Origin of the sequence: Bradyrhizobium oligotrophicum (assembly GCF_051168495.1) — a bacterium.
In the GTDB taxonomy this organism is placed as follows: Bacteria; Pseudomonadota; Alphaproteobacteria; order Rhizobiales; family Xanthobacteraceae; genus Bradyrhizobium; species Bradyrhizobium oligotrophicum_A.
The window spans coordinates 1-15,000 of sequence record NZ_JBNPVB010000042.1 but is presented as its reverse complement, the minus strand read 5'-3'; the positions used below and the strand labels follow the sequence as shown (position 1 = coordinate 15,000).

Below are 15,000 nucleotides of genomic sequence, written 5' to 3'. Positions count from 1 at the left end.
TTCGGAAATCCGCGGATCAAAGCTTCTTCGCAGCTCCCCACGGCTTATCGCAGCGTAGCACGTCCTTCATCGCCTCTCAGCGCCAAGGCATCCACCGAACACCCTTAAGGCACTTGATTGCTCTCATTATCAATGTCCACACACTCGGCAGAATGTTGTCAGCCACTCACCTGCCCCCGAAGGACCAGGCGTTAGTGAGCTGCAGGACACTGATTAGAAAGACCAGCTTGCTTCTTAAGATCGAACCGATGGCCGTGCGGTCAAGCGCAGCCAACAGAGTCATTTACAACAAGCAGCCCGCTTCACAGCGTTCAGCTTGCGCCGAAATGACCCGGAGATAGTGAAGGCGTCGGTGCAAAGTCGAGGTGCGGACCGCTTGCGCGGTGGCCCTCATTGCACGACCCTACTCGGATCGATCTCCTCTTCACGATGTCAGATAACACGCAGTTGCCTGAAGTCCCGGTGAGGACCAGACAATGCGAAATGTTGTCTCGCGGACGAATTTGAACACGCTAGCAGCAGCTTTCTGGCCGCGCCACGCGTAGCCCGAAGGGCGAAGCGTGGTGGAGCCTGTCGGGATCGAACCGACGACCTCATGCTTGCAAAGCACGCGCTCTCCCAGCTGAGCTAAGGCCCCATACTCGGAAAGACGAATGCAATGTAGCGCGATCGTCGAGACGATTGGCTTACCAAATGGCTTGCCAGGCAATAGCGCCGGCAGGCGCGAAGATTGGTGGGCCTGGGAAGACTTGAACTTCCGACCTCACGCTTATCAAGCGCGCGCTCTAACCAACTGAGCTACAAGCCCGTAACGCTCGAAAGGCCCGTTCGCACCGGCGCGACCGGCGCTCACGCGCCAGACCCTGCACAGCGCAAGCCCTCAGGCAGCGTGTTCGTCCGCGAAGAAAGAGAAACGAAGACGGCGAAATCCCGCCAATGGAACTCAACCCGATCTGGCGATCGTGTTGGTCCCTGATGTTTCTAAAACAGCTCGATAGCTGACCAATCCGAAGACCAGTCGATCCGAAGATCATGCTGAAGAGCCATCCTTAGAAAGGAGGTGATCCAGCCGCAGGTTCCCCTACGGCTACCTTGTTACGACTTCACCCCAGTCGCTGACCCTACCGTGGTCGGCTGCCTCCATTGCTGGTTAGCGCACCGCCTTCAGGTAAAGCCAACTCCCATGGTGTGACGGGCGGTGTGTACAAGGCCCGGGAACGTATTCACCGTGGCGTGCTGATCCACGATTACTAGCGATTCCAACTTCATGGGCTCGAGTTGCAGAGCCCAATCCGAACTGAGACGGCTTTTTGAGATTTGCGAAGGGTTGCCCCTTAGCTTCCCACTGTCACCGCCATTGTAGCACGTGTGTAGCCCAGCCCGTAAGGGCCATGAGGACTTGACGTCATCCCCACCTTCCTCGCGGCTTATCACCGGCAGTCTCCTTAGAGTGCTCAACTAAATGGTAGCAACTAAGGACGGGGGTTGCGCTCGTTGCGGGACTTAACCCAACATCTCACGACACGAGCTGACGACAGCCATGCAGCACCTGTGTTTCGGGCTCCGAAGAGAAGGTCACGTCTCTGCGACCGGTCCCAAACATGTCAAGGGCTGGTAAGGTTCTGCGCGTTGCGTCGAATTAAACCACATGCTCCACCGCTTGTGCGGGCCCCCGTCAATTCCTTTGAGTTTTAATCTTGCGACCGTACTCCCCAGGCGGAATGCTTAAAGCGTTAGCTGCGCCACTGGTGAGTAAACCCACCAACGGCTGGCATTCATCGTTTACGGCGTGGACTACCAGGGTATCTAATCCTGTTTGCTCCCCACGCTTTCGTGCCTCAGCGTCAGTATCGGGCCAGTGAGCCGCCTTCGCCACTGGTGTTCTTGCGAATATCTACGAATTTCACCTCTACACTCGCAGTTCCACTCACCTCTCCCGAACTCAAGATCTTCAGTATCAAAGGCAGTTCTGGAGTTGAGCTCCAGGATTTCACCCCTGACTTAAAGACCCGCCTACGCACCCTTTACGCCCAGTGATTCCGAGCAACGCTAGCCCCCTTCGTATTACCGCGGCTGCTGGCACGAAGTTAGCCGGGGCTTATTCTTGCGGTACCGTCATTATCTTCCCGCACAAAAGAGCTTTACAACCCTAGGGCCTTCATCACTCACGCGGCATGGCTGGATCAGGGTTGCCCCCATTGTCCAATATTCCCCACTGCTGCCTCCCGTAGGAGTTTGGGCCGTGTCTCAGTCCCAATGTGGCTGATCATCCTCTCAGACCAGCTACTGATCGTCGCCTTGGTGGGCCATTACCCCACCAACTAGCTAATCAGACGCGGGCCGATCTTTCGGCGATAAATCTTTCCCCGTAAGGGCTTATCCGGTATTAGCACAAGTTTCCCTGTGTTGTTCCGAACCAAAAGGTACGTTCCCACGCGTTACTCACCCGTCTGCCGCTGACGTATTGCTACGCCCGCTCGACTTGCATGTGTTAAGCCTGCCGCCAGCGTTCGCTCTGAGCCAGGATCAAACTCTCAAGTTGAACTTGAAGCTTTGAACCGGCTGATCACAACGTTTGACGAGGTCCCACCAATCGATCTCCACGCTTCACAGCGCGAAAACCATGGTGTTACCTTTGAAACATTGTCCGCCGAAGTCTTCTCGTCCGATCCCAGAACCAAAAGCCGAAGCTCTCAATCCCGAGACCCGCAAGGACTCCGCCGTCCACGTTTCTCTTTCTTCATCTTCACTTGTCAAACAGCCCGGGACCTCAGTCCCACCCTCTTCGAGAGGGGTCGCTCAACCTCTTTCGACGGCGATGGTCAACCGGGTTCTACCGGTTGTGCACCACTCAACGAAAGTGAGGAGCAACATTGACGCGTGTGCTCGCCCCGGTGTGTCCCGAAGCGGCGCCGCGTTCAGTGATCGTGCTTATAGGGGGGTCGGTTCGGGGTGTCAACGACCAATTTCACGAAATCGTCGCAACGAATCATTTTTTTCCGGGAGCCCGGAAAGCCCGATTTCTTGCGGACATCGTGCCCCACTTGGGCCACAATCCTGCGACGATTTGTTAAGCATCGACCTGGGTGATTTGGCTCCGGCGGGGAGCGCCAGTAATTCACGGTGATCCAGATCAAGGAAACGGCGAGCCCTTCGCCTGATTGAGACGACCGAGACGACATCGAGAGATCCTAAAGAACAACAGCGGTTCGCGGATTCGCGGGGTCCAAGCCCAAGCGCCTCGAACCGTCAGAGACGCGCCATCATTCCGAGCCGTTTGTCTTGAACGGTAAGCCAACCGGCAGCTGAGTGATCTCGGTGCTGACTTTGAACTTGGGGGACTTAGGTTGAACCATCGGACGTCACGCGGGGGGTATGGACGCGAGATCGGCATGATCGATCTCGGTCATGAGCCGCCGCTATCGGTCGATGGCTCCGAGGCAGCGGTCATCGACCGCCGCCGTGTCTCCGTCCAATGGTTCTCGGGCACGATTCTGACGGGTCTCTGCGGCGCAGCCCTGATCGGCGGCGCCGTTTTCGCCTCGCTCGACGGCGAGATGACCTTTGCACGCATGCCGGAACGGATGGAAAGCGCGCTGCGTGGCGCGTTCGGCGCCAACGACCGCGTCGCCACCCTGCGCAAGAGCGACCGGCTGCCGCCGCCGAGCGAAGCTGCGGCCGCGCGCAACGTCGTCCGCGTCTCCACCGTGACCCGTGCCGGGTCCCGCGAGCTGATCCGGGTCCGCCCCTATGTGCGGATCTCGGGCAACCTCTCGATGACCACGAGCGATCTCTCGGCCAAAATTCCGCCGTTCAATGCGCAACGGCTCCTCACCGACCCCGACAATGACGCCGACAAGTCGGGCGCCGGCGAGGATCCCAACAATCCCGCAGCCGTCGAGCCCGATGCCGAAGTCTCCTTCGTCACCAAGGACCTCGCGACCGTGTTGCCGAAGGCGAAGATTGCGGCCTCGGTGGCGCTCGACGAAATCGTCATGCGGGTCCGTGATGCGGCGAACTGGCGCGGCAACAATGGCGGCGTCCGCTATGCCTCGCTCGCCAATGCCGCTGCGGACGCCACCGGCGCGCAGGGCGACCTGAAACTGTCCTATGCCAATGACGGCACCTCGCCCGATCCCTATGCCGGTTTCGAGACCCGCGTGGTGCCGGAGAACGTGACCCTGCTGCCCAAGACCAAGGACCAGATCACCGGCGGCAATCCGCTCGGCGAGCGCGTCCATCTGGTCAAGAAGGGCGACACGGTCGCCTCCATCCTGCGCGATCAGGGCGCCACGCCGGACGAGGCCCGGGCGATCGCGGCCCAGCTCGGCGCCCGCGGCCGTGACGGCGGCCTCAAGGAAGGCGAGAAGCTGCGGATCCTGATGGCGCCTGCCAGCCCCGCCCCGGGCGCGCGGCTGCAGCCGTTCCGCGTCATCGTCGCCAACGACACCGTGATCGAGGCGGTCGCGGCGCTGTCGGATCTCGGCCGATACGTCGCCGTCGACGTGCAGAGCATGAATACGGTGACCGAGACCGCCGACAACGGCAATGACGAGGAGGATGACGGCACCGGCGTCCGCCTCTACCAGAGCATCTACGAGACGGCGATGCGCAACAAGGTGCCGGCGCCGGTCATCGACGACATGATCAGGATCTACTCCTACGACGTCGACTTCCAGCGCAAGGTGCAGCCAGGCGATTCGTTCGACGTCTTCTATGCCGGCGACGACGACGACAAGCCCGGCAACAACGACAAGAGCGAAGTGCTGTATGCCTCGCTCACGGTCGGCGGCGAGACCAAGAAATACTACCGCTTCCAGACCCCGGACGACAGCGTCGTCGATTATTACGACGAGACCGGCAAGAGCGCGAAGAAGTTCCTGGTGCGCAAACCGGTCAACAACGCGATCATGCGCTCCGGCTTCGGCGGCCGCCGCCATCCGATCCTCGGCTATGTGAAGATGCACACCGGCGTCGACTGGGCCACCGCCTACGGCACGCCGATCTTCGCCTCCGGCAACGGCGTGCTCGAAAAGGTCGGCATGGAAGGCGGCTACGGCAAGTACATCCGCATCAAGCACAACAACGGCTACGAGACCGCCTACGGCCATTTGTCCGCCTTTGCCAAGGGCATGGAGCCCGGCAAGCGCGTGCGCCAGGGCCAGGTCATCGGCTTCGTCGGCTCGACCGGCATGTCGACGGGCCCGCACGTCCACTACGAGATCCTGGTCAACGGCCGCTTCGTCGACCCGATGCGCGTGAAGCTGCCGCGCGGCCGCTCGCTCGAAGGCCAGATCATGGCGGGCTTCGAGAAGGAGCGCGACCGCGTCGACCAGATGTTGACCGGCCGCAACGGCACCTCGCGCATGTCCGATGCCAGCCCGCTGCCGATCCAGGTGAGCCGCTGATCCGAGTCAGCGCGGCACCACGGTGGAGCCGACCCGCGACGTCCCCTGCACCGGCGCCACGAATTCGGGCGCGGCCCGCAACGTGCGCAGCGCCGCGGCGCGTGCCGCCGCCGGCGCAGGAGAGGCATGGGACACCGTCTGCGAGGGGATCGCGACCTGGGCGTCCAGCAATGCCTGCATGTTGGCGATCGTGCATTTGATCGCAAGCTTCTGGACGCTCGCATAGGCGATGCAGGTGTCGGCGGGCACGCCGACATTGGCGGCGAAGTTGTCCATGTCGTCATGGACCAGCTGCCTCACCTTGTAGAGATGCGTGCCGAATGTGTAGACGGTGACGTAGTCGTTGAGGATCGCCTTGCCGAACACGATCCCCGCCGTCGTGATCGTGATGGCTTTCAATGCCGCAGCCGTCGAGCTCGTCGCGTTGATGATCGACGTCGCGCCAACCAGGCCGGCATCGAGTGTCTGGTTGGTCGCCAACGCGTTCTGCTGGAATTTGGTCGCGTTGACGAAGAACGCCTCGCAGGCCGCGTAGACGTTGGCGAACCCGACCTGCATGTAGTCATTCGCGGCCTTCGGCCCGTCGTTTGGCCCGTTGCAGGCATTCACCCGCGCAAGAATGACCGCGTCGTCGACGGCCGGCCCATTGCCGGCCCATTGCGCACACGCGCCGAGACCGACCACGCTGAGCAGGCCGGCGGCCCGCACCCACCTGCGCCACACCCTGCTTCGTCCGCCCGGCTTCTGTCGTCCGACCGTGACCATCCGCATCGCACGCCCTCCCCGCCACATACACGGCGAGATTGTGATGACCGCGCGCGAGGCCGCGCAACGGGAAACGGCGATCGCCCTGACGATACGCGTCGCGTGTTTCCTTTCTACAACACGCTCTTTAGTTGAGACGGAGCGAGATACCTTTCAGCAAAAAGCCCCCGCCACATGGCGGGGGCCCTTGACCGACACATCCGCAGCGCGGCTGCACTCAGTTCAGCTTGCGCTTCGGGATCGGCGCCTCGAAGGTCGCAATCTCGGCGGTGCGATGCGCCTTGCCGTTGAAGGTCAGCACGTTGCCTTCCGAGGAGATCGCGACCTTGTCGCCGTCGCTGATGTCGCCGGCGAGGATCATCTCCGCGAGCGGATCCTGCACGCTGCGCTGGATCACCCGCTTCAAGGGACGGGCGCCATAGGCCGGGTCCCAACCCTTGGCGGCGAGCCAGTCGCGCGCGTCGGCATCGAGCGACAAGGTGATCTTGCGCTCCTCCAGCAGCTTTTGGAGTCGTGAGAACTGGATCTCGACGATCCGGCCCATCTCGCTCTTCTGCAAGCGGTGGAACAGGATGATCTCGTCGACGCGGTTGAGGAACTCGGGGCGGAAATGGCTCCGCACCGTGCCCATCACCAGTTCGCGCACCTCGGACGTATCCTCGCCCTCCGGCTGATTGACCAGGAACTCGGAGCCGAGATTGCTGGTCATGATGATCAGCGTGTTGCGGAAGTCGACGGTGCGGCCCTGGCCGTCGGTCAGGCGGCCATCGTCGAGCACCTGCAGCAGCACGTTGAAGACATCCGGATGCGCCTTCTCGATCTCGTCGAACAGCACGACCTGGTACGGCCGGCGTCGCACGGCTTCGGTCAGCGCCCCGCCCTCGTCATAGCCGACATAGCCGGGAGGCGCGCCGATCAGCCGCGACACCGAGTGCTTCTCCATGTACTCGGACATGTCGAGGCGGACCATCGCGGTCTCGTCGTTGAACAGATATTCGGCGAGCGCCTTGGTCAGCTCGGTCTTGCCGACACCGGTGGGCCCTAAGAACATGAACGAGCCCATCGGCCGGTGCGGGTCCTGCAGGCCGGCGCGCGAGCGCCGCACCGCGGTCGCGACCGCATGCACCGCCTCGAACTGGCCGACGACGCGCTTGCCGAGGCTCTCCTCCATCCGCAGCAGCTTGTCCTTCTCGCCCTCGAGCATCTTGTCGACCGGCACACCGGTCCAGCGCGACACCACCTGCGCGATGTGGTTGGCGGTGACCGCCTCCTCCATCATCTCGCCGGCATTCTCCTTGGCCTCGATGTCGGCCAGCCGCTTCTCCAATTCGGGAATCCGGCCATAGGCCAGCTCGCCCGCCTTCTGATACTCGCCGCGGCGCTGCGCGTTGGCGAGCTCGATGCGCAGGCCGTCGAGCTCGCTCTTGAGCTTCTGCGCGTTCGACAGCTTGTCCTTCTCGGCGCTCCACTTCGACGTCAGGGCCGACGACTTCTCCTCGAGATCGGCGAGCTCCTTCTCCAGCGCCTGCAGCCGGGTCTTGGAGCCGACATCGCTCTCCTTCTTCAGCGCCTCCTGCTCGATCTTGAGCCGGATGATCTCGCGGTCGAGCGAGTCCAGCTCCTCCGGCTTGCTGTCGACCTGCATCTTCAGCCGCGCCGCCGCCTCGTCCATCAGGTCGATGGCCTTGTCGGGCAGGAAGCGGTCGGTGATGTAGCGGTTCGACAGCGTGGCGGAAGCCACCAGCGCGGAATCGGTGATGCGCACACCGTGATGCTGCTCGTATTTGTCCTTCAGCCCGCGCAGGATCGAGATGGTGTCCTCGACCGTCGGCTCGGTGACGTAGACCGGCTGGAAGCGCCGCGCCAGCGCGGCATCCTTCTCGACATGCTTCTGATACTCGTCGAGCGTGGTCGCGCCGATGCAATGCAGTTCGCCGCGCGCAAGCGCGGGCTTCAACAGGTTCGACGCATCCATCGCGCCGTCGGCCTTGCCGGCGCCGATCAGCGTGTGCATCTCGTCGATGAACAGCACGAACGCGCCTTCAGCCCCCGTGACCTCCTGCAGCACGGCCTTCAGCCGCTCTTCGAACTCGCCGCGATATTTCGCGCCGGCAATCAAGGCACCGAGATCGAGCGACAGCAGCCGCTTGTCCTTCAGGCTCTCCGGCACGTCGCCATTGACGATGCGCAGCGCCAGCCCCTCGACGATCGCGGTCTTGCCGACGCCGGGCTCGCCGATCAGCACGGGATTGTTCTTGGTGCGCCGCGACAGCACCTGGATGGTGCGGCGGATCTCCTCGTCGCGGCCGATGACCGGATCGAGCTTGCCGTCGCGCGCCGCCTGGGTCAGGTCGCGGGCATATTTCTTCAGCGCATCATAGGCGTTCTCGGCGGTCGCCGAGTCGGCCGTGCGCCCCTTGCGCAGGGATTCGATCGCTGCGTTGAGGTTCTGTGCGGTGACGCCGCCCTTGGCGAGAATGCTTCCCGCTTCGCTGTTCTTTTCCAGCGTCAGCCCTAGCAGCAGCCGCTCGACTGTAACGAAGCTGTCGCTGGCCTTCTCGGCCGCCTTCTCCGCCGCGTCGAAGGCGCGCGCCAGTTCGGGCGACAGATAGATCTGCCCGGCGCCGCTGCCCGACACTTTCGGCAGCTTGCCGAGCGCGTCCTCGGTGGCTTTCAGGATCGCGCGCGAATTGCCGCCGGCGCGATCGATCAGACCGCCCGCGAGTCCCTCGCCGTCGTCGAGCAGAACCTTGAGCAGATGCAGCGGCGAGAACTGCTGATGGCCGTCGCGCACCGCCAGCGACTGCGCCGATTGAATGAAGCCCCGTGCGCGTTCGGTATATTTGTCGATATTCATGATGTTTCCCTCAGCCTGCCGTCACGCCCCGAAGGCACGGTTCCAGCATCTTCATTGGGTTTCGGTCGTGCACGTTGACGTCCGTCAACGCCGCAACCATCCACGTCGCCGGCTTGCGCCCGGCTTGAGCTGAAATGTGGGAAGGCCCGCCAAAAACGGAAGGGGCCGTTTCACAAATTCGTGTGCCCTGGCCGGCCCGGCCGGAATCTCCTATGACGCGACATGAGCCGCACTCCTCCCGCCCGCATCACCGGCCTTTACCGCTATCCGGTCAAGGGCCTCACCCCGGAACCGCTGCCGGCGGCCCCGTTGCGGGTCGGGCAGACGCTGCCGGCCGACCGCCGCTACGCGATCGAGAACGGGCCGTCCGGCTTCGATCCGGCGGCGCCGGTCTGGCGGCCCAAGACCGCCTATCTGATGCTGATGCGCAACGAGCGCCTCGCCGGCTTCAAGACGGCGTTCGACGACGCCACCAATGTCCTCACCATCCGTCGCGGCGACGAGGTCGTCGCACGAGGCGACCTCGAAACCGCCGAAGGCCGCGCCGCCATCGAGCGCTTCGCCGCCGCCGAGTTCGCCGACGAGTTGCGCGGGCCGCCAAGACTGCTGTCAGGCGGCGGCTACAGCTTCACGGATCTGGCGCGCAAGGTGGTCTCGATCATCAACCTCGCTTCCGTCGCGGAGATCGAGACGCTGGTCGGCGCGACCGTGCATCCGTTGCGCTTCCGCGCCAACATCTACGTCACCGGCTGGCCGGCCTGGCACGAGGCCGCGCTGCTGGGCGAGGTCCTGCGCATCGGATCGGCGCGGCTCGAGGTGGTGAAGACCACCACCCGCTGCGCCGCCGTCAACGTCGATCCCGACACCGCCGCCCGCGACCTCGACATCCCGCCCGCGCTGCTCCAGCATCGCGGCAACAACGAATGCGGCATCTACGCCGAGGTCATCGCAGCGGGAGACATCGCCGTCGGCGATGAGCTCGCGGTGGAGCAGCCGAGTTTGTTGTAGCGCCGACTCTCCCCGCTCCGCCGGTGCGCCCCCTGCCGCTTGCGGGCAGGGTGATAGCATATGGCGCTCTACATATTGCGCTCGTCTGTTTCCACGCCGTCATGGCCGGGCCTGTCCCGGCCATCCACGTCGTCCGGCATGCTGAGAACCACGTGGATGCCCGGGACAAGCCCGGGCATGACGGAGTAACTCATTGGCCGTCGCCCCCGGAGCAATTGCTCCATTTCTTCAAATGCGATTCCCCTGCGCTTGCGGGGAGAGGGCTGGGGTGGAGGACTCACCCGAAGATCTTCGTGGGGAGAAACTTCCCCACCCGCATCGCATCTCACGATGCGACCTCCCCCGCACGCGGGGGAGGCGCAGACTGCGCAAGCAGCGCGACCTCAACTCATCAGTTCAGAGATTGATCAGTTCGGCAGTACGTAGGCGAACACGCGGCCCCGCGACACCGCGGTCTCGCGGACGCGGTTGCCGTTGTTGCCGGAGATGACGATCGGATTGCCCTGGGCATCGACACCCGAGACCACGCCGACATGGCCGCCGCCGCGGCGGCTCATGACGGCGATGGCGCCGACCTGCGGGCCGGAGACGCGCTGGCCGTAGCTCGCAAACGAGCGCGCCATGTCGGAGCCGGTGCCGCGATGGCCGGTGCGCTCCAGCACCATGTTCATGAAGCGCGCGCACCACAGGCTGCGCCGGCCGGTCGGATTGCCGCCGCCGATGAAGCTGCGCGCCGCGGACACGACGCTGCCGCCGCCGAAGCCGCCGGAGATCGACATGCCCTCGGCAGCCGTGCCGGGCATCATGACGCTGGCCTGCGCATCGGCGACACCGCTCACCTGCATCCGCGCCACGCCGCGCTCCCAGCGCGACATCCGGGCGGCGGACCGACGATGGTGATGATGTCTCGCATAGTGATGGCCGCCGTGGCTGCGATGGGCGTGATGCCCGGAGCCATGATGAGGACGGGCCGAAGCCGGCGTCGCGCTGGCGGCGATCACGACCGCGGACAGGGTCAGCACGATGATGCAAAACGACCGGCGAAGGTTAGACACTACCATACTCATTCCTTCTGTTATTCCCCCGAGTACCCTGACTTGAGCACCCGACCTGGCACCCCCTCGTTCTCAGCCCGGCCCGTCTGCGAGCCGTTGGCGGCGGCCCGTAAAACGTCGCGCTGTGACGAAAACATGACCATGCGTGGCAAAAAGCAGGCGGATGAAGGGCGATTCTGGGCTTGTTCTACGGCGAAACCAAAGCAGCCGGCCGCTGCATTGTCGCGCCTCGCGCGACTCGTCATGATGCGGCACGCGACACGGGAGGACTGACGATGCCACATGCCACGGCGAAAGACGGCGTTCGCCTCTATTTCGAAGAGGTCGGCGCGGGCACGCCGCTCATCTTCCTGCACGAGTTCGCCGCCGACCACACCAATTGGGAGCCGCAGCTGCGCAACTTCGCGCGGCGCCACCGCTGCATCGCCTATTCCGCCCGCGGCTATACGCCGTCGGACGTCCCCGCCTCGGCCGACGTCTACAGCCATGTGCATTTCTATACCGACGCGCTGGCGGTGCTCGACCATCTCGGCATCGACAGCGCCCATTTTGTCGGCCTGTCGATGGGCTCTTACTCCGCGCTACAGGTGGCGCTGAACGCGCCCGATCGCATCCGCTCGATGGTGCTGGCCGGCGTCGGCTCCGGCTCCAGCCTGGAGCAGCTCGGTGCCTTCCGCGCCCAGTGCCGCGCCACCGCCGAGCAGTTCGAGACCTTGGGCTCGGCCGAGACCGCCAAGGTCACCCGCGAGGCGCCCGGCCGCATCCCCTTCCTGGTCAAGGACCCGCGCGGTCACGCCGACTTCTATGCCGCGCTGGCCCGCCACGATGCGAGGGGATCGGCCAACACCATGCGCGGCTTCCAGGGCGCCCGGCCCTCGATCTACACGATGGCGGACGCCATCCGCCGCGTCGCGACGCCGGCCCTGATCATCTGCGGCGACGAGGACGACGCCTGCATCGAACCGAGCCTGTTCCTGAAGCGGCATCTGCCGGCGTCGGGCCTGACCTTCTTCCCCAAGTCCGGCCACGTGCTGAATTTGGAGGAGCCGGCATTGTTCAACGAGGCCGTCGAGCGGTTCATCGCACTGGTGGAGGCCGGGCGGTGGAGCGTTCGCGATCCCAGGTCGATCGCGGGATAGCCGGCGCCCCGGCGATCAGGCGTGACCGCGGACACAGGCCTCGGCGCCATCGACCAGCGCCTCGAGCGAGTTGGTGGCCGTATCGAGCACGAGATGCTCGCGGTCCCACGGCTCATAGTGCCGTGTCACGATCTCATCCCAGCTCGGCTGTCGCAGCCCCTCGATATCGGGCGACCGCCGTTCGGCGCGCCGGCGGTGCACAGCCCGATCGCTGCAGACGAGCTCGATCTCGACCATGCGCGCCGAACTCTGCGACGCGGTGCGCCGCCAGCCGAGACGGCTCGCAAGGACCGGGTTCACGCAATCAGCGACCACGGTGCGGCCAAGCCTCAGGTTCTCCGCCGCCAGCGCGTTGGCGATGACATAGCCCAACGCGCCGACGTCGGCGCCCGCCGCGCGCAACGCCTGCTCGATCGCATCGACACGGAGATAGACGGCATCGAGCCGGATCGACAGCTGCCGGGCAACCGTCGTCTTCCCGGTGCCCGGGAGTCCGCCGAAGACGATCAAGGCCGGTCGTTGCATCGTTGCCATGCCTCACCGTCGAACAGGCGCACGAAATCCGCAATGGCCCATCCGCTCGAAGCTTCGATCGCGGCTCGGTCGACCGTTTCCGAATGGCCATTGCGGCCAGCATGCCCTACTCCCCGATGATCTTGATCAGCGCCCGCTTGCGCCGTCCGCCGTCGAACTCGCCGTAGAAGATCTGCTCCCACGGGCCGAAATCGAGCTTGCCGCCGGTGATCGCGACCACGACCTCGCGCCCCATGATCTGGCGCTTCATGTGGGCGTCGGCATTGTCCTCGCCGGTGCGGTTGTGGCGATAGCCCGCCACCGGCTCGTGCGGCGCCAGTTTCTCCAGCCATTGCTCGTAGTCGTGATGCAGCCCGCTCTCGTCGTCATTGATGAAGACGGAGGCCGTGATGTGCATGGCGTTGACCAGCACCAGCCCCTCGCGCACGCCGCTCTCCTTCAGCGCCGCCTCGACCTCAGCAGTGATGTTGACGAAGGCGCGCCGGCCCGGCGTCTCGAACCAGAGTTCCTTGCGGAAGGATTTCATGGGCATCTCCCGTCATTCGCAAATGTGGTGGAGGAACACCTGCCGGCCCGCCGCCCAAAGTGTGGCGCAGCTCACAGTTGTCCCGGTCCAACCGCACCTAGACTGGACACGGCGACGTGCACACTGCAAGCGCAGCCGAAACGACCGCCGCGCGTTCACGCAACCTAAAAGTGATGAACCGGACGCTACTCGGAAAGACTTAACTACATTCCCGATCTCATTTCGAAGATCACAACGAGAACAATGACGGCTCGCCTTTGGCGCGGAGGGCTCCAGACCGGCCCGATCGCAGCTGCTCATTCTCATTGCGAGACGCTCGACTCCGAAGGCCTGAAGCCGTGACTGCGAGAAGCTACTCGAAGGAGAGAGACGATGAATTTGCTGCGGATCAATCTCTTTGGCGGTCTCGAAATCAAACAGGTCTCCGGCGAGCCGATCGCGCTCCCGAGTCGAAAGGCTGCGACACTGCTCGGCTATATCGCCCTGACCTCTCCGCAGGGCATTTCGCGCAGCAAGCTCGCCGCAATGCTGTGGGAAGGGCGCTTCAGCGACAACGCGCGCGCCAGCCTGCGACAGACCCTGCTGACGCTGCGTCGCGTGCTGCCGCAATGTGCGGACGTCATTCTGACCGAGCGCGACGACATTCGCATCTGTCCGAATGCGGTCAGCACCGACGTTCAGGATTTCGAACGGCTGCTGCAGTCGGACGACTTGGCAACGCTGGCCTGCGCCGCAGCGCTCTATCGCGGGGAACTGCTCGAGGGCATCGGTTCGACCTCATGTGCATTCGAAGCCTGGCTGTCCGCCGAGCGCCAGCGGCTGCGGACGCAAGCGATGCGAGCCATCACCAGCCTGCTGGATGTCGGTGGCCGCGAACGTGTGGAGATCGCCATGACGTTCTCGCTGCGCGTGCTCGCCGCCGACCCGCTCCAGGAGGACATTCACCGCACGTTGATGCGCTGCTACGCCCAGCAGGGTCGCCGGGCGGATGCGCTGCGTCAGTATGACTTTTGCCGCAATGTCCTGCGGAAGCAGGTCGGCGCGACGCCGGAGATCGAAACCGAAAGCCTGCAGCGCGAGATCAGGCGCATGCTTCGCGCCTGATCGTCCGGAAACGAGCCTGTTCCATTCGCATGTCCATCGACCGATTTTGACGGCACTTTCACGCCCCGCTTGACACTTGCATCACGGCCCGGCGCGCAACCTCCGCCCCGATCGAGCGCCGCGCACTCCACGCAACTGATAACGGCACAGGGCGCGTCGCTCAGAGGTCAAGCAACAGGTGAGGAGAACACCATGAGTGGCATGCAGCAGTCGACCGACGAAATCGGTCAACTCGAACTGGAAGGGTTCTTGGGCTCTATCCTCGGCGGCGCCGCCGGACGGCTCGTCGGCGGGATCATCGGGGGCAAGACCGGCAGGAATATCGGCGGCGCCATCGGAAAGATCGGCGGCGGCTTCCTGCCGTTGTCGGCCGGCCCCGGCGGGGAGCAGCCGACGGACATGGAGCTGCAGGGCTTCTGGAACGTGCTCAAGAAGATCGGCAAGGGCGTCCAGACCGGCCTCAATGTCGGTCACGACCTCGGCATCTTCAGCGCCGGCCAACCCGGCATGCAGGCCGCCGTCGAGCAGCCCCCGACCGACATGGAGCTGCAGGGCTTCTGGAACGTGCTCAAGAAGATCGGCAAGGGTGCCCAGACCGGTCTCG

At 64.1% G+C, this 15,000-nt stretch carries 9 protein-coding genes, 2 tRNA genes, 2 rRNA genes and 1 pseudogene (1 of these 14 only partly in view); 5 read left to right on the top strand and 9 right to left on the bottom strand.

What is annotated here, in order from left to right; translation table 11 throughout:
• The 4 genes from ACQR1B_RS35720 to ACQR1B_RS35705 all read right to left on the bottom strand — a co-directional run.
• A 23S ribosomal RNA gene (locus ACQR1B_RS35720) occupies nucleotides 1-119 on the bottom strand; it reaches 2,740 nt to the left of the window's first position.
• A gap of 442 nt (nucleotides 120-561) precedes the next feature.
• Nucleotides 562-637 (bottom strand) — tRNA-Ala (locus ACQR1B_RS35715).
• A 94-nt stretch (nucleotides 638-731) separates the two neighbouring features.
• Nucleotides 732-808: transfer RNA gene (locus tag ACQR1B_RS35710), tRNA-Ile, on the bottom strand.
• Between the two features lie 245 nt (nucleotides 809-1,053).
• Nucleotides 1,054-2,542 (bottom strand): 16S ribosomal RNA (locus tag ACQR1B_RS35705).
• Together the 16S and 23S rRNA genes with 2 tRNA genes alongside form the textbook arrangement of a ribosomal RNA operon.
• Before the next feature lie 805 nt (nucleotides 2,543-3,347).
• Between ACQR1B_RS35705 and ACQR1B_RS35700 the strand changes: the two genes are divergently transcribed.
• The gene (locus tag ACQR1B_RS35700) at nucleotides 3,348-5,408 is read left to right on the top strand and encodes a peptidoglycan DD-metalloendopeptidase family protein (protein WP_434834241.1); all 2,061 of its coding nucleotides are present in this window, start codon (nucleotides 3,348-3,350) and stop codon (nucleotides 5,406-5,408) included.
• A gap of 6 nt (nucleotides 5,409-5,414) precedes the next feature.
• On the opposite strand, the gene ACQR1B_RS35695 is transcribed toward ACQR1B_RS35700, so the two are convergent.
• Together ACQR1B_RS35695 and clpB are read right to left on the bottom strand one after the other, a co-directional pair.
• Nucleotides 5,415-6,179, bottom strand: a complete 765-nt coding sequence (locus ACQR1B_RS35695; protein ID WP_434834240.1) for a hypothetical protein — start codon at nucleotides 6,177-6,179, stop codon at nucleotides 5,415-5,417.
• Between the two features lie 211 nt (nucleotides 6,180-6,390).
• On the bottom strand, nucleotides 6,391-9,030 hold the full coding sequence (gene clpB, locus ACQR1B_RS35690; protein WP_434834239.1) for an ATP-dependent chaperone ClpB: 2,640 nt from the start codon (nucleotides 9,028-9,030) through the stop codon (nucleotides 6,391-6,393).
• 222 nt (nucleotides 9,031-9,252) lie between these two features.
• Here clpB and ACQR1B_RS35685 point away from each other — a divergent pair, with 222 nt between their 5' ends.
• Nucleotides 9,253-10,038, top strand: a complete 786-nt coding sequence (locus tag ACQR1B_RS35685) for an MOSC domain-containing protein (RefSeq protein WP_434834238.1) — start codon at nucleotides 9,253-9,255, stop codon at nucleotides 10,036-10,038.
• 407 nt (nucleotides 10,039-10,445) lie between these two features.
• Here ACQR1B_RS35685 and ACQR1B_RS35680 read toward each other — a convergent pair whose 3' ends face one another.
• The gene (locus tag ACQR1B_RS35680; protein ID WP_434834237.1) at nucleotides 10,446-11,099 is read right to left on the bottom strand and encodes a TIGR02594 family protein; all 654 of its coding nucleotides are present in this window, start codon (nucleotides 11,097-11,099) and stop codon (nucleotides 10,446-10,448) included.
• 269 nt (nucleotides 11,100-11,368) lie between these two features.
• On the opposite strand from ACQR1B_RS35680, the gene ACQR1B_RS35675 reads away from it, so the two are divergent.
• A complete protein-coding gene (locus tag ACQR1B_RS35675; RefSeq protein WP_434834236.1) occupies nucleotides 11,369-12,232 on the top strand; it encodes an alpha/beta fold hydrolase in 864 nt (287 codons plus the stop codon).
• Nucleotides 12,233-12,247: 15 nt separating this feature from the next.
• On the opposite strand, the gene ACQR1B_RS35670 is transcribed toward ACQR1B_RS35675, so the two are convergent.
• Nucleotides 12,248-12,757: an AAA family ATPase gene (locus ACQR1B_RS35670; RefSeq protein WP_434834235.1), complete on the bottom strand. Its 510-nt coding sequence runs from the start codon at nucleotides 12,755-12,757 to the stop codon at nucleotides 12,248-12,250.
• A gap of 115 nt (nucleotides 12,758-12,872) precedes the next feature.
• Nucleotides 12,873-13,292, bottom strand: a complete 420-nt coding sequence (locus ACQR1B_RS35665; protein ID WP_434834234.1) for a secondary thiamine-phosphate synthase enzyme YjbQ — start codon at nucleotides 13,290-13,292, stop codon at nucleotides 12,873-12,875.
• A 372-nt stretch (nucleotides 13,293-13,664) separates the two neighbouring features.
• Between ACQR1B_RS35665 and ACQR1B_RS35660 the strand changes: the two genes are divergently transcribed.
• The gene (locus tag ACQR1B_RS35660; RefSeq protein WP_434834233.1) at nucleotides 13,665-14,396 is read left to right on the top strand and encodes an AfsR/SARP family transcriptional regulator; all 732 of its coding nucleotides are present in this window, start codon (nucleotides 13,665-13,667) and stop codon (nucleotides 14,394-14,396) included.
• A 192-nt stretch (nucleotides 14,397-14,588) separates the two neighbouring features.
• A pseudogene (locus ACQR1B_RS35655) lies at nucleotides 14,589-15,000 on the top strand (hypothetical protein); the annotation flags it as partial.